Origin of the sequence: Pandoraea anapnoica (assembly GCF_902459765.1) — a bacterium.
In the GTDB taxonomy this organism is placed as follows: domain Bacteria; phylum Pseudomonadota; class Gammaproteobacteria; order Burkholderiales; family Burkholderiaceae; genus Pandoraea; species Pandoraea anapnoica.
Genome location: NZ_CABPSP010000003.1, coordinates 409279 through 430641 on the forward strand (window position 1 = coordinate 409279; position 21363 = coordinate 430641).

A 21363-nucleotide genomic window follows, 5' to 3' on the forward strand; every position below is an offset into this window, starting at 1 on the left:
CAACCGCGCGCGATTCATCCGTCGCAAATAAAGAGAGCCCTGACGTGTCAGGGCTTTCTCCATTTGCGGCGGGCAACTCAGTGGAAGAATGGTCCGATGTTCGAGAGCAGACCGGAAACATAGCTGTAACCTTCGATGAGCAGCGGGATGATCGGCATAGTGTTTCTCCTTGGGTAGGGCTCGTTGCGGTGTTGCGTGAGCCGTTGAATGAAGTATCCGAGTTACGGCCTCACGGCGAAACTGAGATAAATACAAGTGCGCTTCAAAGGCTTCACGCGACACGCCCCTCAAGGCGAGAATCGCCCGGCTGGTAAAATGCGCCTCCGCTGCAATTCGCTGCATCCGCGCTTTAACGTCATTCATGAAGTCTCAAACGCTTCGGGAACAGTGGCTCCCGAACCTCCCCGGTAACGTGCTTGCCGGGCTCACCACCGCCTTTGCGCTGGTGCCCGAGTGCATCGCCTTCGCGCTGGTCGCACAAGTCAACCCGCTGATGGGCCTTTACGGCGCTTTCATCATCTGTGCACTCACTGCCATCTTCGGTGGACGTCCCGGCATGATCTCCGGTGCGGCCGGATCGATGGCCGTGGTGATCGTCGCACTCGTCGTCGAGCACGGAGTGCAGTACCTGCTTGCAACCGTGGTGCTCGGTGGGTTGCTGATGATGCTGTTCGGCCTGCTACGGCTCGGTAAGCTGATTCGCATGGTGCCGCATCCGGTGATGATCGGCTTCGTGAACGGGCTCGCAATCATCATCGCGATGGCGCAGCTCGAACATTTCAAGCAGGCAACGCCGCAGGGCACCGTGTGGTTGCACGGCGCGCCGCTCGCGATCATGTGTGCGCTGGTCGCGCTTACGATGCTGATCGTCTACGGACTTCCGCGCCTTACGAAGGCCGTGCCGCCCGCGCTCGTGGCCATCGTCGGTGTGGGGGTGCTCAGCCAACTGCTGAACCTGCCGACGCGCACGCTCGGCGACATGGCCCACATCGCGGGCGCGTTTCCTACCCTGCATCTGCCGCAAGTGCCCTTCACGCTGGAGACGCTTCGCATCGTCTTCCCGTACGCATTACTAATGTCCATCGTGGGCTTGCTGGAGACGCTGCTGACGTTCAACCTCACCGACGACATCACGCAAACGCGCGGACGCCCCAATCGCGAATGCCTCGCGCTCGGCGTATCGAACGTCGTCTCGGGGATGTTTGGCGGCATGGGCGGTTGCGCGATGATCGGGCAGACGATGATCAACCTCAGCTCGGGTGGACGCACCCGTGTGTCAGGGGCGACGGCGGGCATCATGATCCTGCTGTTCGTGTTGTTCCTGTCGCCGCTCATCGAGCGAATTCCACTCGCGGCACTCGTTGGCGTGATGTTCGTCGTCGCGCAGCAGACCTTCGCATGGGGATCGCTGCGCGTGCTGGGCAAGGTGCCGCGTAACGACGCGCTGGTGATCCTCGCGGTGACGGTCATCACCGTCTTCACCGATCTGGCGGTGGCGGTGATGTGCGGCATCGTGATCGCGGCGCTGAACTTCGCCTGGCAGCATGCGCGCGAGATTCGCGCCGAAGTGGTGGAGGGGGTGGACGGTCCTGAAGGTGCCGATGGCAAAGCGGCCGGTACACGCACGTATGTCCTGCACGGCACGCTGTTCTTCGCGTCGACGGCCAACTTTAAAGATCTGTTCCGGCCGCTGTCGGATGCGCATGACGTCGTGATCGATTGCCGCCATCTGCATGTGGCCGATCACTCGGCCATCGTGGCATTCGAGACGCTGCGTGAGCGCTATAGGAAGGCTGGCAAGAACCTGCGTTTCGTCAATCTTTCTTCACGCAGTCAACACATGCTTGAGCGAGCAGGCGTGAGTCTCGCCGAGGCCTGACGCGCCGCTCAGCGTCTGCGTCATTTGAACGTGTAAAGGTACGCGATCAGGTCGGCGACCTTGCGTTCGTTGCCGATGCCCCAGAAGCGCATCTTGGTGCCCGGCACGGTTTTGCCGGGATTGGCGATGAAGGCGGCGAGGGTCTTGTCGTTCCACACGAGGCCGGATTGCTTCATCTCCTTCGAGTAATCGAAGTCCGCGAGACTGCCTGCGCGACGGGTCGCCAGTCCGTTGAGTTGCGGGCCGAAGCCTGAGGCTGCCATCGGGCCGACCGAATGACAGGACGCGCAACGCGAAGCGAACAGCGCCTTGCCCGCTTCGATATCTCCCGCCGCGATGGCGGGCGTCGTGCCGGCGGCCAGCGTCAGCGCGAAGAGACTGCCGCGCAGGCGTGCGGTGAACGAGAGCGATAGGGTAGGGCGGCAAGCGTGCACGGTCATTGGGTTGAGTAAGGCGAAGTGAGACGAAGTGGTGACGAATGCAAGCCGCTAACTTACCCCTTTCCGTGAACCGCTGCCAGTAAATCAAAAGGGGCGCGGTGCGGCATCGTGTCGCGCGTGTCGAGAGCGACAGGCGATCATTCGCGCCGCGAAGCCAACCGTTCGCGACAGCGGGCCGCTGCTTGTCGCAGCGGCGTCGCCGTCTGGCCGGGACAGTGCGATGCTGCGCTCGTCGCTGCCAGCCAGCTCTCGTCTCGTGGAGTCTCCCGATGTCATCCGCCTTCCTCTCGCATGTTCCGGTCTGGGTCTGGGGACTCCTTGTCGCGCTTATCGCGCTGGGCGTGTTGGCAACGCGGCCACGTCAAAAGACGGTCTGGCAAGCGCTGACAATGCCACTCGCCATGACCGCGTTCTCGATATTCGGCGTCGTCAGCACCTTCGCGACGAATGTTCCCGCGCTGATCGCGTGGTGCAGTGCCGTGGTGATCACCTTCGCGCTGCGTGCCGCGCTGGGATGGTGGGGCAACGTTCGCTGGGACCCGGAGACGCGTCGCGTGCACTTGCCGGGCAGTTGGCTGCCGCTTGTGTGGATGCTCTCGATCTTTGCGGCGAAGTTCACGGTGGCGGTCGCGGTGGCGATTCACCCTGAGCTGATGACGCACGGCGGCTTCTCGGCGTGGGTCTGTCTGATGTACGGCACGTTCAGTGGCATCTTCCTCGGGCGCATGCTCGCCATCGGCCGCGCCGTGCGCAGGGGGCGCGGTGACGGACTGCCCGACTCGCCATCGATGGCCTCCTGAACGCGCGATGCGCCCGTACAGGAAATGAAAGGGCCGTCCCTGCCGAGGCAAGGACGGCCCGTCGCAATGCGCTATCGGCCCGACTGTGCTGCGAGTGTGACGTGTGCCGTGAGCCTCAAGCCGCGCCCTTGGTCACGCTGTCCGGCAGATCGCGGCCGTGGTACTTCTTGTAGATCTCGTTGAGCTTGCCGTTCTTCAGATTGGTCTTGACCCAGTTGTTGACCCAGTCCTTGAGCGCCGGTTGGTTCTTGTTCAGCGCGATGCCCAGATCGAATTCCTTCTGCGCGAACTTCAGTTCGAGGTTCTTCGCCGGTGCACGCTTCTGCATTTCGCCGAGGTTCGACGGCGTACTGGAGAAGATGTCGACCTGACCCGTCACCATCGACGTGATCAGCGTGGCGTCGTCTTCGTAACGCACGATCTGTGCGCCCTTGGCGTTCGCCGTGGTCAGCGTGTCGTTGACGGTCGCGCGCGTGAGGCCGATGCGCTTGCCGTCCAGATCGGCGTAGCTTTTGATGTTCATGCTCTTCGGTCCACCCACGATGATCGAGATCACGGCGTACGGCACGGAGAAGTCCACGACTTGCGCACGTTCCGGCGTGATCGACAGATCGGCCACCACGAGATCGGCGCGGTTCGCTTGCAGCGTCGGCACGCGTGCGGCGTTCGTCACGGACACGATATCGAGCTTCACGCCCAGGTCCTTCGCGAGCAGCTCAGCCGTCTCGACGTCCGAGCCGACCGGCTTCAGGTTGGCGTCGGCGTACGAGTAAAGCGGCGTTCCCATGGCGATGGCCACGCGAATCTTGCCCGCCTTCTTGATGTCGTCGAGCTGATCGGCAAGCGCTGCGTGGGCCATCGCGCCGAGCGCAACGGCGGCGCAGACCTGGGTGAAGAACGTCTTGAGTTTCATGCAATGGTCTCCTTCGGGTGATTGTTGTCTTGCAATGTGGACTGACGGGCTCCGGTGGGCCGCTTACAGACCGTTCGCGAGGAACGCGCGCAGTTCGGGGGTCTTCGGGTTGTCGAGCATCTCGCCGGGGCCGACCTCCCAGACCTTGCCCTGATGCATGTAGATGATCTGGTCGGCCACCCGCTTGGCAAACGCCATTTCGTGCGTGACGAGCAACATCGTCATGCCGTCTGCCGCGAGGTCTTCCATCACGCGCAGCACTTCGCCGGTGAGCTGCGGATCGAGTGCGGACGTCACTTCATCGAATAGCATGACCTTCGGCGACATGGCGAGCGAGCGGGCAATCGCCACGCGCTGTTGCTGTCCGCCCGAGAGTTGCTCGGGATAGCTATCAGCCTTGTCCGAAAGACCGACCTGCGCGAGCACGCGCTTGGCGACTTCCTCGGCTTCGCTGCGCGCCATGCGCTTCACGTGGCGCAGCGCCAGCATGATGTTCTCGCGTACGCTCAGGTGCGGAAACAGGTTGTAGCTCTGGAAGACGATGCCGACTTCGCGACGCAGTTGATGCAAATCGATGGACGGATCTTCCACACGAATGCCGCACACTTCGATGGAGCCTTCGTCGATGGTTTCCAGACGATCGATACAACGCAAGGCCGTACTTTTTCCCGAGCCACTGGCGCCGATGATGGCGACCATCTGACCGCGCTCCACTTCGAACGACACGCCCTTGAGTACCGGGTTATCGCCGAAGCGCTTGTGAATTTCATTGACCTTAACGATTGCCGACATTGAGCCTGTCCTCCAGTGATGCGCTCCAGCGGGAGAGTGGGTAGCACAGCACGAAATAAAACACCCCCACCAGCGAGAACACGAGGAAGGGCTGGAAAATCGAGTTGTTGATGATCTGTCCGGCGCGGGTCAGCTCGACGAAACCGATGACCGAGGCGAGCGACGTCATCTTGATGATCTGCACCAGAAAACCGATGGTCGGCGGCAGCGACAGACGCACCGCCTGCGGAATAATCACGAGGCGCAGCGTCTGCCAGCGGGTGAACGACAGGCACTCCGCCGCTTCCCATTGCGCACGCGGCATGGCTTCGACGCAACCGCGCCAGATGTCGCCCAGATAAGCACTCGTGTAGACCATCAGCGCGAGGGCGGCGGCCACGATCGAGGGCAGCTCGAAGCCGTACACCGACAGACCGAAGTAGACGATGAACAGCAGAATCAGCAGCGGAATGCCCTGAATCGCTTCGATGAACACTTGCGTGGGCAAACGCAGCCAGCGGCGCGGCGAGATGCGTCCGAGCATCACCAGAAAACCACCGGCCATGCCGAGCACGAAGGCCAGGGCAGAGAGCACCAGCGTCCAGCCGATGGACTGCACCATGTACCCGAGATAGGTGAACGAGAAATTGCCGATCATGAAGCGCTCCGTTGCGCGGTGTTGCCCGCCGATGTACCGGAGGCGTTCTGCGCTGCGCTGGCAGCCCCCGCTGCACGCGAGGCGGCAGCGCGGCGACGGGCGGCCTGAGCGGTTTGCGCGGCGGCGCGTCGCACGGTGCGGCGGCGCTTGAAGAAGTACTCGCCAGCCGCCCACGCCACGAGCTTCACGAGCAGCGACAGCGCCAGATAGAGCGCAGCCACGACGATGTACGTCTCGAGCGAGCGGAACGTGTCCGATTGCACCGTGTTGGCCACGGCGGTGAGTTCTTCGGCCGAGATCTGCGACGCAATGGCCGACGCCTGCATCATCAGAATGAACTGGGTCGTGAGCGACGGGTACACCTTCTCGATGGACGGCTGAAGCATCACGTGCCACGCAATGCGCCACTTCGAAAGTCCCAGACACTCGGCCGCTTCGATCTGACCGCGCGGCACCGATTCGAGACCGGCGCGAATGATCTCGGCCGCATAGGCGCCGATGTTGATCACCATGGCGAGCACCGACGCCGTGAATGTCGGCAGATGCACACCGATGCTGGCGAGACCGAAGTACAGCAGGAATATCTGAACGAGGAACGGCGTGTTGCGGACCGACTCGATGTAGATGCCGCACACACGCGACAGCAGACGGTTGGGACTGCGTTTGGCGAAAGCGACCAGCGTGCCCAGCACGGTGCCGATAACGACCGAGAAGACGGTCATCTTCAGCGTGAGCCACGCGCCTTCAAGGAAAACCGGCCAGTAAGGAACCAGCGGGGCGAAATTCAACGAAAAATGCATGGCAAACGCCTGTCTCCGGTGACGTTCGGGGCCGACGCGCCAGGCAGCCATCGTTGCGGTTATGACATTCGCAGCAGCCTTGGTGGGTCTTTCTTGTACGTCGTCATATAAGTGATGTGATTTTGCGCATCGCCCATCGGCGTTGTCAATAGCCATCCCTTGGGGGGATACCCTTGGCTATTGCCTTGATAGGACTAGGGTTAAAGGCTGTTTTCGACGGTGTGGCGGGGCATCGCAGGTTGCGTGAAGTGCCCTCAACGTCGGGTTGACGGCGGGCGCGCTGAAACCCCTGTCATCGTATCTCTTGGGGCGCACATGGAGGGTGATATTGCCGGGCATGAGGGCAGGGTTGCCGCATTGCACAGCGGCACCGCTCTATAATCTCGCATCGCCGCAAGCGCAGATCGATGGTCCTTGAGGGGGCATCGACGCGCGTTCGCCAATCCTTGTTTGACGGTTCACTGCCCGCACGTCCCGCTCGATATCACGACCATGACAGAGAGAAAGCCGCTCGTGCTGCCCGCTGGCTCCCGTTCTAGAGAGGCTCGATGACGCTCTCCGCGACGGCGCTCGACGAACTCGACCGCAATCTGCTCGCGCTGCTGCGGGTGAATGCCCGTGAAAGCACGGCGAATCTGGCGCGACGTCTTGGCGTGGCGCGCACCACCGTAGTCGCCCGGCTGGGGCGGCTGGAGCAGGCGGGCGTCATCGCCGGTTACACAGTGCGGCTGGGGCAGGACGCCATTGGCGGCGGTCTGCAAGCCTGCGTGAGCATCAGTGTCCAACCGCGCTCGGGGCGCGATGTACTGCGACGCCTCAACAAGATGCCCGAGATCCATCTGCTGTGTTCCGTGAGCGGGGAGTTCGACTACGTGGCGTGGCTGCATGCCGCGTCGGCCGATCAGCTCGACGCCTTGCTCGACATCATTGGCGAGATCGACGGCGTGACCCGGACCACGACGTCGGTGGTGCTCGCGCGCAAGATCGATCGGGGTGGGGTGCTGCCCTGAAAGGCCTCCGTCCCTAATTCTTTACTAACAATCGACGGTTAAGGTGTCGGCCGCGTGGCCGATCGACGTGGTAATGGCGCGTCACCGGCCATTAGGTAATTTTCCGTAACCGGATGCTAAGAATCGCCGGGCACCCCCGCCGGGACTCATGCAACCCTCAAAATCCCCGCATTTTTCCCGCTTCTCCCCGAGTTTCGTTGACATCGCCGGTTTGTCTGCCCGTGGCGATAGTGCTAAACTTATTGAGAATTGTTTGCATTAACTTCTCGACAAAACATTGGAGTGTGTATGCGCGTGAAATCCCTCGTGGCAGCGGTGCTGCTTGCCGGTGCGGCCACCATGGCTCAGGCCGCCGAATTCCCGATCGGCAAACCGCTCAATACAGCGGGCATGGAAATTAACACCGTGTACCTCCAGCCGATCACGATGGAGCCGGCCGGCATGATGCGCGACGCTGCGAAGTCGGACATCCACCTGGAAGCCGATATTCACGCGATCAAGAACAACCCGAACGGTTACGCCGAAGGCGACTGGATCCCGGGTCTGGAAATCACGTACAAGCTTCAGAAGATGAAGGCGGACGGCAAGACGCCGGACGGCGCAGCGGTCGAAGGTCTGATGATGCCGATGGTCGCGAGCGACGGTCCGCACTATGGCGACAACGTGAAGCTGACGGGCATCGGCAAGTATCAGCTGACGATGGTCGTGAACGCACCGGGCACGCTGCAAGAGTTCGGTTGCAAGATGGGCGCCACGCCGGCAGCTGGCGCCCACGCAGCGCATGGAGGCATGGGCCCGTGGTGCTTCGGCCGTCACGTTGACAAGGAAACCGGCGTGGGTCCGTGGTTCAAGCCGATCACGAAGACGGTCGATTTCACGTTCTCGGGCATTGGCAAGAAGGGCGGCTACTAAGCCGGGATACCTGATGCAGCGTTGGTCAGCCGACCAGCGCTGTTTTCATTTGGAGCAGAAGGATGAATCAGCGCATCGCGCGCCTGTTGGCCACGATGGCGGCCGTGGTGGTGACCTTGTTCGGATTGGGCGCAGCGCAGACCGCGCGTGCCGACGACCTGCCCACCTTCAAGCTGGAAATGAACAACGGGAAACTCAATCCGGCACGTATCGAAGTGCCGGCCGGCAAGCGTATCAAGATCGAGGTGCACAACACCGGAACGAATGCCGTCGAGTTTGAAAGTCTGCAACTGCGCAAGGAAAAGGTGCTTGCACCCGGCGCGCAGTCGTTCGTCGTGATCGCCCCGTTGCAACCGGGCGAGTACAAGTTTTTCGATGACTTCCACCAGCAGGCGCAAGGCGTGATCGTCGCCAAGTAAGCCGGCAAGCCGAAGGTCGTCGTTTCAGTCATACGGTAGTACACGCATTACAAAAGGAATCACACGATGGGTCAGGTCATGTTCATCGTCTGGCGCGAAAGCGTCGAGGCATTGTTGGTGGTCGGCATTCTGCATGCCTGGCTGGCCAACCCGGATCACGGTGCGAAGCGCGGCCTGCCCTATCTGTGGGCGGGGGTCGCGCTCGGCATCGCTGCAGCGGTCGGTCTGGGCGCCGCGCTCGTTGGCTTCACCGAAGTGCTCTCGGGCGACGCGCAAGATTACTTTCAGACTGCCATGGTGCTCGTGGCCTGCGTGCTGATCGTGCAGATGGTTTTCTGGATGAAGCGCAACGGGCGAACGCTCAAGCGCGACATGGAATCGTCGCTACAGAAGAATCACGATCAGGGCACATGGTGGGGCGTGCTGGTGCTGGTCGCGCTGGCCATTGCCCGCGAAGGCAGCGAAACCGCCATCTTCCTGTACGGTCTGGGCTTCGGTCAGGGCGGCAGCGTGCCGATGTCGATGTGGCTTGCCGTAGCCATCGGCTTCGCGCTGGCGCTCGTCACGTTCTGGTTGCTGCAACTGGGCGGCAAGATCTTTTCGTGGCGCCTGTTCTTCCGCGTTACCGAAATCATGCTGCTGTTCCTTGCGGCCGGTTTGCTGGAGTCGGGGCTTGATCGCCTGATCTCGCTGGAGCTTGTGCCGACGTTGGTCGACCAACTGTGGGATACTTCCGCGATTCTGGATGACGCCAGCCCGTTCGGTAGCCTCGTGGCTACACTGACCGGCTACCGCGCGCATCCGTCCGGCATGAATCTGTTGGTGTATGCGGTGTACTGGCTGTTCATGTGGGTGCTGCTCAAGCGGGCCGGCGCACCGCCGGCCAAGCAGGTGAAGCCCGCGTAAGCGGGTGGTGCGCGCCGGGTGGCGATTCCGCCCGGCGATGCACGTTAGTGCACATTGAAGCAGCACCGGACTGAACGGACGCGCCGCACATGAGATCCGTCATTCCGCAAAGGTAATCCCCCGACGCAAGACCCGAGCAAGAGCTACGCATGAGCATCGCCATCACTGTCCCGAACCGACTGGCCCGACTGGGCCTCTTGATGCAACGCCACGGCAAGTTGATACGTGGCGTGCAGTGGGTCATCGTGCTGGTTTATGCGTTCCTGATCTGCGTACCTGTCCTGATGCCGTTGCCTGACGAGACGGCGCACATCCTCAACAACCTCACCGTTTTCGCGCAGTTCACCTTCTGGGGCATCTGGTGGCCGTTCGTGCTGCTGAGCATGGTGCTGATGGGGCGCGTGTGGTGCGGTGTTCTGTGTCCGGAAGGCACACTCTCCGAATTCGCAAGCCGGCATGGCCGGGGTCGCGCGATCCCGCGCTGGATGCGCTGGGGCGGCTGGCCGTTCGTCGCCTTCGCCGGGACCACGCTTTACGGCCAGATGGTCAGCGTCTACCAGTATCCGAAGGCGGTGCTGCTGGTGCTGGGGGGCTCGACCATCGGCGCGATGGTGATCGGTTATTTCTACGGACGCGACAAGCGCGTGTGGTGCAAGTATCTTTGCCCGGTCAACGGCGTGTTCGCGCTGCTGGCGCGTCTTGCGCCGTTCCACTTCAAGGTCAACGAAGACGCCTGGCGTCAGTCGTACAACACCAAGGGTCACAAGATCATCCCGATCAATTGCGCGCCGCTCGTGCCGCTGCGCAATATGAAGGGCGGCGCGCAGTGCCATATGTGCGGCCGCTGCGCCGGGCATCGTGACGCCATCGAACTCACGGGCCGTTCGCCGAGCGAAGAAATCGTGAAGTACGGTGCGACGGAGAACAACAGCGTCTGGGACAGCGTGCTCGTCAACTTCGGTCTGCTCGGTGTGGCCATCGGCGCATTCCACTGGACGGTGAACCCGTGGTTCGTCGCGACCAAGACGGAACTGGCGACATGGCTGATCGACCGCGGCATCATGTGGCCGTTCGAGACGAATGCGCCGTGGTTCGTCTTCACCAATTATCCCGAACAGAGCGACGTTTTCAGTTGGCTCGATGGCGGCATGGTCGTGACCTACATTCTCGGCAACGGTCTCGTGCTGGGGCTGGCGTTCACGCTGATTTTCGCTTTGGCCAACCGGGCGATGGGCGCGTGGCAGACGTCGCGCTTCAATCATCTGGTGCAGTCGCTGATTCCGATTGCCGGTGCGGGCGTGTTCATCGGCTTGTCGGCGACGACCGTCAGCCTGCTGCGGGCCGAGCACCTGCCGATCTACTGGGCGAACGACGTACGCGCCACCATCCTCGCCGTGACCACGTTGTGGAGCCTGTGGCTGGGCTGGCGCGTGACGGGCCGTCATGCGACGTCGATGGTGCGGCGTCTGGCAGGCATGGCCGGTATCGTGGCGGCGCTCGCGCTCGTCAACTGGCTCTGGCTGCTGATGTTCTGGATCTGGTAACGGTCCGGAGCGACGGGCGTAACCCGAACGAATCGCAGGGGCCGGAACGCCAATTGGCGAGCCTCCGGCCCGTGGCCTACAATAGCGCCACAAGTCTTCCTGTGTGACGCCCGCCCATGTTGCTCGCTCAACGTCTTCCGCTGTATTTTCGACTCGTTCGCCTCGACAAGCCGATCGGCACCGTGCTGCTGTTGTGGCCGACGCTCTGCGCACTGTGGATCGCGTCGAACGGACATCCTGACCCGGTGCTGATCGTGATCTTCACGCTCGGCACCTTTCTGATGCGCTCGGCGGGTTGCGCCATCAACGATTACGCCGACCGCGACTTCGACAAGTTCGTCAAACGCACGAAAGAGCGTCCCATCACATCGGGACGCATTCGCGCCTGGGAGGCGGTGGCCGTGGCCGCCACACTCGCCCTCGTGAGCTTCCTGCTGATCCTGCCGCTCAACGCCTTGACCAAGTGGATGTCGATTCCGGCATTGTTCGTGGCTGGCACATACCCGTACACCAAACGCTTTTTCGCCTTGCCGCAGGCCTATCTCGGCGTGGCGTTCGGCTTCGGCATTCCGATGGCGTTCGCCGCCGTGCAGGATCAGGTGCCGGTGCTCGCGTGGGTGCTACTGCTCTCGAACGTGTTCTGGTCGCTCGCCTACGACACGGAATATGCGATGGTCGATCGCGACGACGACCTGAAGATCGGCATCAAGACGTCGGCCATCACGTTCGGACGCTTCGACGTGGTCGCCGTCATGCTCTGCTACGTGGGAGCGCTGGGCATTCAGGCGGGCGTGGGCGTGTACCTCGGCTTTGGCTGGCCGTTCTGGCTGGGCATGGCGGTTGCCGTCAGCTTCGCCATCTATCACTACTTCCTCATTCGGGGCCGCGAGCGTATGCCGTGCTTCGCGGCGTTCCGTCACAACAACTGGCTCGGTGCGGCGGTCTTTGCCGGTATCGCCGGGCACTATCTGCTGACGGCGTAAGACAGTCAGGTCGCACATGAACGAAGACGGCGCGTGATGCGCCGTTTTCGTGTCTCGCTCAATTCTCGTGCTTTTTTCGCGCTTACGCGGTTCTGGGTCCCCCTGCATCGGACGGCCTGGGCCGGTTCAGGTACTTCTCCAGCAGGGCGTCGAGAACCGCGACCGTCGGCGGATCGGGCTCTCCATCGTAACGTTCCGATGCGCAGAAATGCATCTGAAACGATTCGATGACATTGCGGGTTGCCGTGTCCAGCTCGCCGGTTCGCGGCGTGTCGTAGCCATAGTCTCGCAACTTGGCCTGTAATGCGTCAATGTCTCCGTCGTACGGTCGGTGTGTCACATACCAGTCCACGGCGCCAGCATCCGGCCACGCGCCGATGCCGTACTTCACGTGCAGTTCTTTCCACGGAAAAAGCGGACCGGGGTCGGTCTTGCGTCCCGGGGCAATGTCAGCGTGGCCGACGATTCGGTTCGGTGCGATCTGATGACGTCGCACGATATCCATGACCAGTTGCGCGACGACGGCAACCTGCGCCTCCGGATATTCGTACCATTGCCGCTGCATGAGAGGCACTCGGTTGTCGCTTGCCGGGAACCCCAGATTGACGATCTCCAAACCGATGGACGAACCATTTAGCAGGCGCTCGCCTAACCACCAACTTACGCCCGCGTGGTGCGCAAGGCGCGACTCCGGAGCGAGGCTGTAGACGGTGAAGCGCCCGTCGTCGCCCGCTGTGTCCGGGATAAGGTAATGCGAACTCACGGCAGGCGTTCGATCGGGATCGGTCAGGATTTGCAACGACCGGCACAGATCCACCGCGGTGTAGTGCAGCACCAGCGTACGAATGCGGGGTGCCTGATTCGGCGAGGCGATCGACGTGTCGATGTCGTAGATCGAAGCGGGGGAGGCGCCGGACGAATCGGACGAATCGGACGAGGCTGACGAGGCTGACGAGGCCGACGCTTCGGACTCGTTGGCGTGTAGCGTCAATGGCGTGGCGACGAGCGCCGAGCAAATGGCGGTCGCCCGGGTGAGGAACTTGCGGCGTGGCGAGGCGTTGGACGCAGCGGACGCGGCGAACAGGTCGTCCGGCGTCTCTCGAAAGTGAGGCATCGATCTTCGGCATGGCGTTGTCATGCTGGCAGCGTAGCTGTCGCCGCAAGCCGAAGACTTTTAGAAAACGCTCACGCCGGAATCGCGCGATGCGATCCCGGCGTGCCGATCCTACTTAGGCATCGCAGCGATGGGCCAGTGGCGCATCGCTGACGAATCGCCCGAACGCCATCAGGCGTCGCCCAGCTCGTCGCCGAGTTCCTTGGCGCGGGCGTTGGCGGCCTTCACGCCGCGCACGATGGCGGCCTTGATCGCGTCGTTTTCGAACGAGGTGAGCGCTGCGAAGGTGGTGCCGCCCTTGGACGTCACGCGCTCACGCAGCACGCTGGCCGGTTCGGTGGAGTCGGCCGCGAGTTGCGACGCGCCCGTGAAAGTCGCGATAGCGAGCTGACGGCCCTGCTCGGGAGTGAAGCCGAGCTCGTGCGCCGCCTGCTCCAGCGCTTCGATGAAATAGAACACGTAGGCCGGGCCGCTGCCGGAGATGGCGGTGACGGCGTCGAGCTGGCTTTCCTTGTCGACCCACACGATTTCACCGGCGGCGCTCAGCACGCTTTCCGCACGCTTGCGCTGATCCGAATCCACCCCGGAGAGTGCGATCAGACCGGTGATGCCCTTGCCGATCAGCGCGGGCGTGTTCGGCATGCAGCGCACGATCTGGTTGTGGCCGCCGAGCCAGCGGGCCAGATCGGACGCGCGAATGCCCGCTGCGATGCTGATGACCAACTGGCCGTTCAGATGCGGTTGAAGCGCTTGCGCAACGTCCTTGAGCACCTGCGGTTTGACGGCCAGTACGAGCGTGTCGAAGTCGCGCAGACGGTCGTTCGGCACGCTGGCGGTGTCGATGCCGTGTTGCTTGACCAGGCCCTCACGGGTCGATTCGTTGACGTCGATCGCGAGAATGTCGCGCGGTGCCGTGCCGCGCTTGACGAGTCCGCCGATCAGGGCGTTGGCCATGTTGCCGCCGCCGATGAATGCAATTCTCATAACCATCCTTTGCGTTGCGTGTGTCGTTGCGTACTACGTTGCTTATTACGTTGCTGCTGTGTTCGCACTGCGCGATCAGACCCGTGAGCCGTAATCGCGTGCGCCGAAAATTGCGGTGCCGATGCGCACCATTGTCGCACCCTCGGCCACGGCCGCTTCGAGGTCCCCTGACATGCCCATTGAGAGCGTGTCGAGCGCCAGACCGTCTGCGCGCAGGGTGTCGAAGAGTTCGCGCACCGCCTTGAACGGCTCGCGCTGACGCGATGGATCGTCTTCCGGTTCCGGGATCGCCATCAGGCCGCGCAGCGTCAGATTCGGCAGCGCCGCGATGGCGCGTGCGACAGCGGGCACCTCGTCGGGCGTCACGCCGCTCTTGCTCGCTTCGCCGCTGATGTTGACCTGAAGACAGATCTGCAAAGGCGGCAGATCCGCCGGGCGTTGCGCACTCAGGCGTTCGGCAATCTTAAGCCGGTCGACGGAATGGACCCAGTCGAAATGCTCCGCCACCGGACGCGTCTTGTTGCTTTGCAGCGGCCCGATGAAATGCCATTCCAGCGGCTCGCCGTCCACGCGCGCGTCGGTGAGCGCTGCGATCTTGTCGAGCGCTTCCTGCACGTAGTTCTCACCGAACGCCCGCTGGCCAGCGATGACCGCTTCGCGCACGGCATCCGCGCCGAACGTCTTGGAAACAGCGAGCAGGCGCACGCTGCCTGCCGGTCGTCCGGCATTGGCGGTCGCACGGGAAATCCGGGAGAGGACGTCGTCGAGATGTGCAGCGATGGTCGACATAAGACAGGTTCGGCGGGTTCGGCAGATTCTTCGGCAGGATCGGCGGGGTCGGTGTTGAGCGAACGATTATAGCCGTGCACGCACCCGAGGTGCTACCGGGCAAATAACTAGGTGCTACCCGTGGCAGGTGTCCGACAAAAGCTCAACGGAGGCGGGTTGTGCGCCTGCCGGACCGGCGTTGTGGCAGACTGCGCGGTGCCAACATCGAAAGGGAGACGCCGATGAGCGCCCAACCGCAGCGCGTGTACGATTTTTCCGTCCAGACGCTCGCCGGCGAGTCCGTGAGCCTGTCGCAATATCGCGGCAAGGTCCTACTGATCGTGAACACGGCCAGCGAATGCGGCTTTACGCCGCAGTACGCGGGCCTCCAGAAGCTCTACGAGCAACTCGGCCCGCGCGGCTTTGAGGTGCTGGCGTTCCCGTGCAATCAGTTCGGCAAACAGGAGCCCGGCGACGCGCAGGCGATTCGCAGCTTCTGCGATCTGCGCTTTCATGTGAGCTTTCCGATGTTCGCCAAGGTCGACGTCAAAGGCCCCCAGGCCGCTCCGCTCTACGACTATCTGACGCAGGAAAAGCGCGGCGTGCTTGGAACGAAGGCTATCAAGTGGAATTTCACCAAGTTTCTCGTCGACGCGTCGGGCAATGTGATCGCACGCTATGCACCGACCGCCAAGCCCGAAGCGATTCGTGCCGACATCGAGAGGTTGCTACCGGCTTGAGCCGTCGTTCAACAGCTCAAGCCGACTTTGGCCGAACTTACCTGTCGACGCAGCGTTTGTTCGCGAATGGCCGGTCGCGCGCCATGAAGTTACCGGAAATGGAGTCCAAACCGCCAGAACAGGCGTTCGAGACGTCCTGCCAACTGCCGTCCCGATGCAACGCCGGACGGTGACGCCGCCACTTCTTCCCGACATGAGACTCGCGCGCCCACATCGCTCGCGAGCGTGATCCAGCCGCCGGTCTCCGTGACAAACACGTGGCCCGCTGTCAGTGAGACGTCGGTGCGCCAGACACTGTCGGCCAGCCAGCGCGACGCCGGAGTGAGCACTACCCGCCCTTGCCCGACGTGCAGCACTGTGCCCTGGCTCACGTATCCGTGGAACGACTGGCCTGGCGCGAGCGAGAAGTCGGTGGGCTGGGGGGGCAGATGCGTGGCAGAAGGCTTGCTCATGATGGACTCCGGTGCAGTGAACAGACGACTACAGCGTATCGGCCGCACCGCGGCCCCGGTAGGCACACAGTCACGCTGTTTCGCCCGTAACAGATGGGCGTTGCGCAATCTGTTACGATCCCGAAACGGCAAATCTGTATCTGTTCTGGTGGTGTCCGATGCCGGATCATCTGCGCATGGACGCCGCCATTTCAAACTCCGACCTTTCTGTCTCAGACGAGACACCCGCCATGTCTTTGACGTCAGCCGCCGCGATGCCCGCGTCGACACCTGAATCGACCGCCCCGTCTGCCGCCGCCGAAGAGCGCACGCCGCTCTACCGCCAACTGGCCGATCACTACCGTCACGCCATCGAAGCGGGCACGCTCGCCCCGGGCGCGCGCATGCCCAGCGTGCGTGCGCTCATGGAGCGCCATCAGGTCAGCCTGTCGACGGCGTTGCAGACGTGTCGTCACCTCGAAGCGCAGGGCTTGCTCGAAGCGCGTCCGCGTTCGGGCTACTTCGTGCGCACGCCCGCGCGGGCGAGTGTCGTGCCGGTGGCCGAACCGCGTCCGTGGGTGCCTGACCTGATGCAGTACGTGGGGATCAATCAGCGCGTGTCGTCGATCCTCGCGCGCGGGCTTCAGGCGGACGTCAAAGTCAATCTCGCCGTCGCGCACGGCTCGCCGTCGCTGTATCCGGTAAACGAGCTGCGGCAGGCGACCATGCGGGCGCTGCGCGATAACCCGCTGCTCTACGGCACCCCGCCCCCCGGCGGCGGCGAAGCGCGTTTTCGTTCGGCGATTGCCCGTCGGGCGCTCGAAGCGCGCATGAACATCAATCCGGACGAAATCGTCGTCACGCACGGTTGTATCGAGGCGATCAACTTAGCGCTGCGCGCCGTGGCGAGTGCGGGTGATGTGGTCGCGGTCGAATCGCCCACCTACTACGCGCTGTTGCAGACGCTGGAGAGCATGGGCATCCGGGTGCTGGAGATTCCGACGAGTCCGCAAACCGGAATTTCGCTCGACGCACTGGAGCTGGCCAGTCAGACCTACGACAACATCAAGGCGGTGATTGTCGTGCCGCATTTCCAGAATCCACTCGGTTCCGTGATGCCGGACGCGCACAAGGCGCAATTGGTGAAGTGGGCCGAGTCGCGCGGCATCGCCATCATCGAAGACGACACCTACTCTTCGCTCGGCGACGACGGCAACGTTCCCGCCGCGATTCGGTCATGGGACACGACGGGCAACGTGATTCACTGCGCGTCGCTGCACAAGACGCTCGCGCCCGGCATGCGCCTGGGCTGGATCGCGGGCGGCAAATGGCAGTGGCGGGTGGAGATGCTGAAGTACGCGCAGACGCGTCCGAACGAAGCGCTGGCGCAGATCGCGATGGGTGAGTTCATGGATTCGCCGCGTTTTGATCGTCATTTGAGACGCCTGCGCGTGCAGTTGCGCGAACACCGTGGGGCGATGGCCGAAGCGATCGCCACGTATTTCCCGGCAGGCACACGGCTGACGCAACCCGCCGGTGGTCTGAGTTTGTGGGTGGAAATGCCGGGGAGCGTGAGTTCCGAAAGGTTGTTCGACGCGGCGCTGGCGAAAGGCATTCGCGTCGCACCAGGCAGCCTCTTTTCCAACTCGTCGCGCTACGACAACTTCCTGCGCATTAACGGCGGACAACCGTTCACGCGCGACGTCGACCGCGCCGTGCGCACGCTGGCGTCCGAAGTCATTCGACTGCTGGACGCCACCGGCTGACGCCACGGAACCACTGAACCGATCAGAACTCGGGGTACATCCGTCCCGGATTGAAGATGCCGGCGGGATCGAACACGGCCTTCAGATTCCGATGGATGCGCATGACCGGCGCGGGCAGCGGCGTGAAGACACTCACTCCCGGCTCGCCGTAGCGGAAGAGCGTGGCGTGTCCACCGTCCTGGCGCGCGGCCGAGCGCACGATTTGCGCGTCGGCGTCTGTAATCCACCAGCGCTGCGCGCCGCCCCACTCGATGAGTTGCTTGCCCGGCAGACGGTGAGGTTCCGCTGTCGACGGCACCGCCAGACGCCACAAGGCCTGTCCCGGCCCCGCATCGGCAAAGAAGTTGTCGGTCTGCTCGCGAATGGCGTGCCAGAACTTGGCCGCGTGAATGGCGTCAACCAGCTCACCGCCCATCTTCACGCGCGCCGCCTTGATCGCCGCCGATGCCCCTGCCAGTCGAATCACCAGCAGGTCGCTGCGCCACGCGCTGCCCGTAATCGGCAGCGGCTGGCCGCCCCATTCGTTGAGCTTGCGCACCGCGTCGATGGCGTTCATTTCGAATTGCAGCGTCAATTCCGCGAACGGCTGTGGCAACACCTTCAGCGACACTTCCAGAATCAGGCCCAGCGTGCCGAGCGAGCCGGCGAGCATGCGTGAGACGTCGTAACCGGCGACGTTCTTCATCACCTGTCCACCGAAATTCAGCACATGTCCGCGGCCGTCCATCAGCTTCGCGCCGAGCACGAAATCGCGCACCGACCCGACAGCGCTGCGACGCGGGCCCGCAAGTCCGGCGGCGACGGCCCCGCCAATCGTCGCGCCCGGGCCGAAGTAGGGCGGCTCGAACGGCAGCAACTGATTACGTTCGGCAAGCGCGGCTTCGATCTCGGCGAGCGAGGTGCCGCAACGCGCGGTGATGACCAGCTCGGCCGGGTCGTACGCGACGATGCCGCTATAAGCACGCGTGTCGAGGACTTCCCCCACACGTTGCTGGCCGTACCAGGCTTTGGTGCCGCCGCCGCGAAGCTGGAGCGGTGCGCGGCGCGCGGTGGCGTGTTCGATGACGGCGCGGAATTGCTCGATGGTGTCGGTCGTGTCGGTCATCAGCTCGGTTCAGGCGGCGGGGTGGAGTCGGTCTGGTAAGGCCCGAGTTCGCTGCCGCAATGCTTGCAGAAGCGCGCGTCGGGGTCGTGTCCTTCGGTCTGGCACTGGCGGCAGGTGCGCGTGGTCACGGTCGTGCGGCGCATGGCCGAATGAATCTCGGCGCCCATGATGCCCGTGGGAATCGCGATCACGCTATAGCCAAGCAACATCACGAAACCGGTGATCGCCTTGCCCAGCCCGGTGACGGGCACGACGTCGCCGTAGCCGGTCGTCGTCAACGTCACGATGGCCCAGTAGATGCCGACCGGAATGCTGGTAAAGCCATGTTCGGGGCCTTCGATGATGTGCATGAGCGTGCCGAAGATCACCACGATGATCGAGATGAACCCGAGAAACACGAGGATCTTGCGACGCGCGTTATACAACGCAATGCTCAGCACGCCGGCCTCGTTCACGTAGGCGGTGAGCTTCAGAATCCGGAAGGCGCGCATCAGTCGCAGTAGACGCACGTCGATCAGCCCATGCAGCTCCGGCACGAGAATCGCGAGATAGGTCGGCAGGATGGCGAGCAGATCGATGAGACCGTAGAACGACAGCGCGTAACGCATCGGCCGGTGTGCGCTAAGTAGTCGGGCGATGTACTCTGCCGTGAAGAGCAGCGTGAAGAACCATTCGAGAATGGCCATCGGTAGCGGCATCGCGGCCTGTACCGCCGGTACGCTGGACACGACCACCGTGAGGACCGACAGCACGATGGCGATTAGCAGGGCGATGTCGAACAGCCGGCCTTCGCGCGTGTCGGCTTCGAAAATGATGATGTAAAGACGCTGCCGCCAATCGTGCGGCAGCCACTCCGACAGCGGGCGCATGTCAGAACCTCGGCAGATCGGGGTGCGGCAGCAGACCCCCGCGCACGTGCTGCTTGCCGTACTCGGCACAGCGCGCGCGTGTGGGAATGCCCTTGTCCGGATTGAGCAGCCCGACCGGATCGAATGCGCGCTTCACGCCGAAGAACGCATCGCGTTCCTGCGCCGAGAACTGCACGCACATTGAGTTGATCTTCTCGATGCCCACGCCGTGTTCGCCCGTGATCGTGCCGCCGAGTTCGACGCACGCCTCGAGAATGTCGCAACCGAATGCCTCGGCGCGATGCCATTCGTCCAGATCGTTACCGTTGAAAAGAATGAGCGGATGCATATTGCCGTCTCCCGCGTGAAAGACGTTAATACAGCGCAACCCATATTGTTGTTCCAAACCTTCGATGCGTTTGAGTAATGTCCCAATCGCACGGCGTGGAATCGTGCCGTCCATGCAGTAATAGTCCGGCGAGATGCGCCCGGCGGCGGGGAACGCGTTCTTGCGTCCGGACCAGAAGCGCAGGCGCTCTTCCTCGCTGCGTGAAATCTGCAGCCGCGTCGCGCCCGAGGTGCGCAGCACATGTGAGATGCGCAGGATCTCCTCGGCGACTTCTTCCGGCGTGCCGTCCGATTCGCAAAGCAGGATGGCGGCAGCGTCCAGATCGTACCCCGCGTGGACGAACTCCTCGACGGCCTGCGTGGCCGGCTTGTCCATCATCTCCAGCCCGGCAGGGATGATACCCGCGGCGATGATCGCGGCGACGGCGTTGCCGCCGGTCTCCACGTCGTCGAAGCTCGCCATGATGACCTGCGCCGTCTGGGCTTTGGGTATCAGCTTGACGGTGATTTCGGTCACGACACCGAACATGCCCTCGCTGCCGATGAAGACCGAGAGCAGATCGAGTCCGGGCGCGTCGGGCCCGAGCGAGCCGAATTCGATGGCTTCGCCCGACATGGTGATGGCGCGCACCCGCAGCACGTTATGCACCGTCAGACCGTACTTCAGGCAGTGCACGCCGCCGGAGTTCTCCGCAACATTGCCGCCGATGGTGCAGGCGATCTGCGACGACGGATCGGGCGCGTAATACAGCCCGTAGGGCGCAGCGGCTTCCGAGATCGCGAGATTGCGAACGCCTGGCTGCACGGTTGCCGTGCGAGCATACGGATCGACCTCGACGATTTTCTTGAACTTCGCGAGCGAGAGCACCAGGCCGTCCGAGATCGGCATCGCGCCGCCGGACAGGCTCGTGCCCGCACCACGCGGCACCACCGGAATACCGAGCTGGTGGCACGCCTGCAAAATGCGCTGCACCTGCGATTCGGACTCCGGCAACACGACCGCGAGCGGCACGCGACGATACGCGGCGAGGCCGTCGCATTCGTAGGGCGTGGTGTCCTCGCGACGATGGAGGATGCAATGCGGCGGCAGGATTCTGGCGAGCGCGTCGAGCAACTGGCGCTGTCGCGTAGCCAGCGCTTCGGCGTCGATAGGCGTGATGCCCGCCGGCGTTTCACCGGACGGGTTGGGCTGGCTTTGCGGGGTCACGGGCGCGTTCATGCGGC

The 21363-nt window shown here is 63.1% G+C and carries 22 protein-coding genes; 10 read left to right on the forward strand and 12 right to left on the reverse strand.

Annotated elements, in window-relative coordinates; genetic code table 11:
• Positions 1–361: 361 nt before the first annotated feature.
• Positions 362–1879, forward strand: coding sequence for a SulP family inorganic anion transporter (locus tag PAN31117_RS07535; RefSeq protein ID WP_150737624.1), 1518 nt, complete (start codon positions 362–364; stop codon positions 1877–1879).
• 20 nt (positions 1880–1899) lie between these two features.
• Here the strand turns inward: PAN31117_RS07535 and PAN31117_RS07540 are convergent, their stop codons facing one another.
• Positions 1900–2319, reverse strand: a complete 420-nt coding sequence (locus PAN31117_RS07540; protein ID WP_174990862.1) for a c-type cytochrome — start codon at positions 2317–2319, stop codon at positions 1900–1902.
• Between the two features lie 269 nt (positions 2320–2588).
• On the opposite strand from PAN31117_RS07540, the gene PAN31117_RS07545 reads away from it, so the two are divergent.
• Positions 2589–3119, forward strand: a complete 531-nt coding sequence (locus PAN31117_RS07545; RefSeq protein WP_150737625.1) for a DUF6622 family protein — start codon at positions 2589–2591, stop codon at positions 3117–3119.
• Between the two features lie 115 nt (positions 3120–3234).
• Here the strand turns inward: PAN31117_RS07545 and PAN31117_RS07550 are convergent, their stop codons facing one another.
• The 4 genes from PAN31117_RS07550 to PAN31117_RS07565 all read right to left on the reverse strand — a co-directional run bounded on the left by PAN31117_RS07550 (position 3235) and on the right by PAN31117_RS07565 (position 6261).
• Complete coding sequence (locus PAN31117_RS07550; protein ID WP_150737626.1) at positions 3235–4032, reverse strand: transporter substrate-binding domain-containing protein; 798 nt, start codon at positions 4030–4032, stop codon at positions 3235–3237.
• A gap of 63 nt (positions 4033–4095) precedes the next feature.
• Positions 4096–4824 carry an amino acid ABC transporter ATP-binding protein gene (locus PAN31117_RS07555; RefSeq protein WP_039401080.1) on the reverse strand — a complete coding sequence of 243 codons (729 nt, stop codon included), beginning with the start codon at positions 4822–4824 and terminating at the stop codon, positions 4096–4098.
• On the reverse strand, positions 4808–5461 hold the full coding sequence (locus PAN31117_RS07560) for an amino acid ABC transporter permease (protein WP_039401077.1): 654 nt from the start codon (positions 5459–5461) through the stop codon (positions 4808–4810). Before PAN31117_RS07560 ends, PAN31117_RS07555 begins: the two co-directional genes overlap by 17 nt.
• The gene (locus tag PAN31117_RS07565; RefSeq protein ID WP_150664438.1) at positions 5458–6261 is read right to left on the reverse strand and encodes an amino acid ABC transporter permease; all 804 of its coding nucleotides are present in this window, start codon (positions 6259–6261) and stop codon (positions 5458–5460) included. The genes PAN31117_RS07560 and PAN31117_RS07565 overlap by 4 nt, the downstream gene beginning before the upstream one ends.
• A gap of 548 nt (positions 6262–6809) precedes the next feature.
• Here PAN31117_RS07565 and PAN31117_RS07570 point away from each other — a divergent pair.
• From PAN31117_RS07570 to ubiA, 6 genes are all read left to right on the forward strand, one after another.
• On the forward strand, positions 6810–7271 hold the full coding sequence (locus PAN31117_RS07570; protein WP_039401071.1) for an Lrp/AsnC family transcriptional regulator: 462 nt from the start codon (positions 6810–6812) through the stop codon (positions 7269–7271).
• 288 nt (positions 7272–7559) lie between these two features.
• A complete protein-coding gene (locus PAN31117_RS07575; RefSeq protein ID WP_150737627.1) occupies positions 7560–8183 on the forward strand; it encodes an iron transporter in 624 nt (207 codons plus the stop codon).
• 95 nt (positions 8184–8278) lie between these two features.
• Positions 8279–8602, forward strand: coding sequence for a cupredoxin domain-containing protein (locus PAN31117_RS07580; protein ID WP_150576456.1), 324 nt, complete (start codon positions 8279–8281; stop codon positions 8600–8602).
• A 66-nt stretch (positions 8603–8668) separates the two neighbouring features.
• A complete protein-coding gene (locus PAN31117_RS07585) occupies positions 8669–9508 on the forward strand; it encodes an FTR1 family iron permease (RefSeq protein ID WP_150737628.1) in 840 nt (279 codons plus the stop codon).
• 149 nt (positions 9509–9657) lie between these two features.
• The gene (locus tag PAN31117_RS07590) at positions 9658–11052 is read left to right on the forward strand and encodes a 4Fe-4S binding protein (RefSeq protein WP_174990863.1); all 1395 of its coding nucleotides are present in this window, start codon (positions 9658–9660) and stop codon (positions 11050–11052) included.
• Positions 11053–11168: 116 nt separating this feature from the next.
• Entirely contained in the window at positions 11169–12035 is an 867-nt protein-coding gene (ubiA, locus tag PAN31117_RS07595) for a 4-hydroxybenzoate octaprenyltransferase (protein WP_150737629.1), read from the forward strand.
• 82 nt (positions 12036–12117) lie between these two features.
• On the opposite strand, the gene PAN31117_RS07600 is transcribed toward ubiA, so the two are convergent.
• The 3 genes from PAN31117_RS07600 to PAN31117_RS07610 all read right to left on the reverse strand — a co-directional run bounded on the left by PAN31117_RS07600 (position 12118) and on the right by PAN31117_RS07610 (position 14922).
• Positions 12118–13149, reverse strand: coding sequence for an N-acetylmuramoyl-L-alanine amidase (locus tag PAN31117_RS07600; RefSeq protein ID WP_150737630.1), 1032 nt, complete (start codon positions 13147–13149; stop codon positions 12118–12120).
• A 171-nt stretch (positions 13150–13320) separates the two neighbouring features.
• A complete protein-coding gene (gene proC, locus PAN31117_RS07605) occupies positions 13321–14133 on the reverse strand; it encodes a pyrroline-5-carboxylate reductase (RefSeq protein WP_150737631.1) in 813 nt (270 codons plus the stop codon).
• A gap of 75 nt (positions 14134–14208) precedes the next feature.
• Positions 14209–14922: a YggS family pyridoxal phosphate-dependent enzyme gene (locus PAN31117_RS07610; RefSeq protein WP_150737632.1), complete on the reverse strand. Its 714-nt coding sequence runs from the start codon at positions 14920–14922 to the stop codon at positions 14209–14211.
• 221 nt (positions 14923–15143) lie between these two features.
• Between PAN31117_RS07610 and PAN31117_RS07615 the strand changes: the two genes are divergently transcribed.
• A complete protein-coding gene (locus PAN31117_RS07615) occupies positions 15144–15641 on the forward strand; it encodes a glutathione peroxidase (protein ID WP_150737633.1) in 498 nt (165 codons plus the stop codon).
• Between the two features lie 89 nt (positions 15642–15730).
• Here PAN31117_RS07615 and PAN31117_RS07620 read toward each other — a convergent pair whose 3' ends face one another.
• Positions 15731–16093 carry a hypothetical protein gene (locus PAN31117_RS07620; protein ID WP_150737634.1) on the reverse strand — a complete coding sequence of 121 codons (363 nt, stop codon included), beginning with the start codon at positions 16091–16093 and terminating at the stop codon, positions 15731–15733.
• A 254-nt stretch (positions 16094–16347) separates the two neighbouring features.
• Here PAN31117_RS07620 and PAN31117_RS07625 point away from each other — a divergent pair, with 254 nt between their 5' ends.
• Entirely contained in the window at positions 16348–17838 is a 1491-nt protein-coding gene (locus PAN31117_RS07625; protein ID WP_150737753.1) for an aminotransferase-like domain-containing protein, read from the forward strand.
• Positions 17839–17860: 22 nt separating this feature from the next.
• On the opposite strand, the gene glcE is transcribed toward PAN31117_RS07625, so the two are convergent.
• Genes glcE through PAN31117_RS07640 form a run of 3 tightly spaced genes read right to left on the reverse strand, consistent with a single transcriptional unit; the run spans position 17861 to position 21358 of the window.
• Positions 17861–18943, reverse strand: coding sequence for a glycolate oxidase subunit GlcE (gene glcE / locus PAN31117_RS07630; protein ID WP_150737635.1), 1083 nt, complete (start codon positions 18941–18943; stop codon positions 17861–17863).
• Positions 18943–19812, reverse strand: a complete 870-nt coding sequence (locus tag PAN31117_RS07635; RefSeq protein ID WP_150737636.1) for an ion transporter — start codon at positions 19810–19812, stop codon at positions 18943–18945. Before PAN31117_RS07635 ends, glcE begins: the two co-directional genes overlap by 1 nt.
• A 1-nt stretch (position 19813) precedes the next feature.
• Positions 19814–21358: an FAD-linked oxidase C-terminal domain-containing protein gene (locus PAN31117_RS07640; RefSeq protein WP_174990864.1), complete on the reverse strand. Its 1545-nt coding sequence runs from the start codon at positions 21356–21358 to the stop codon at positions 19814–19816.
• Positions 21359–21363 lie beyond the last annotated feature (5 nt).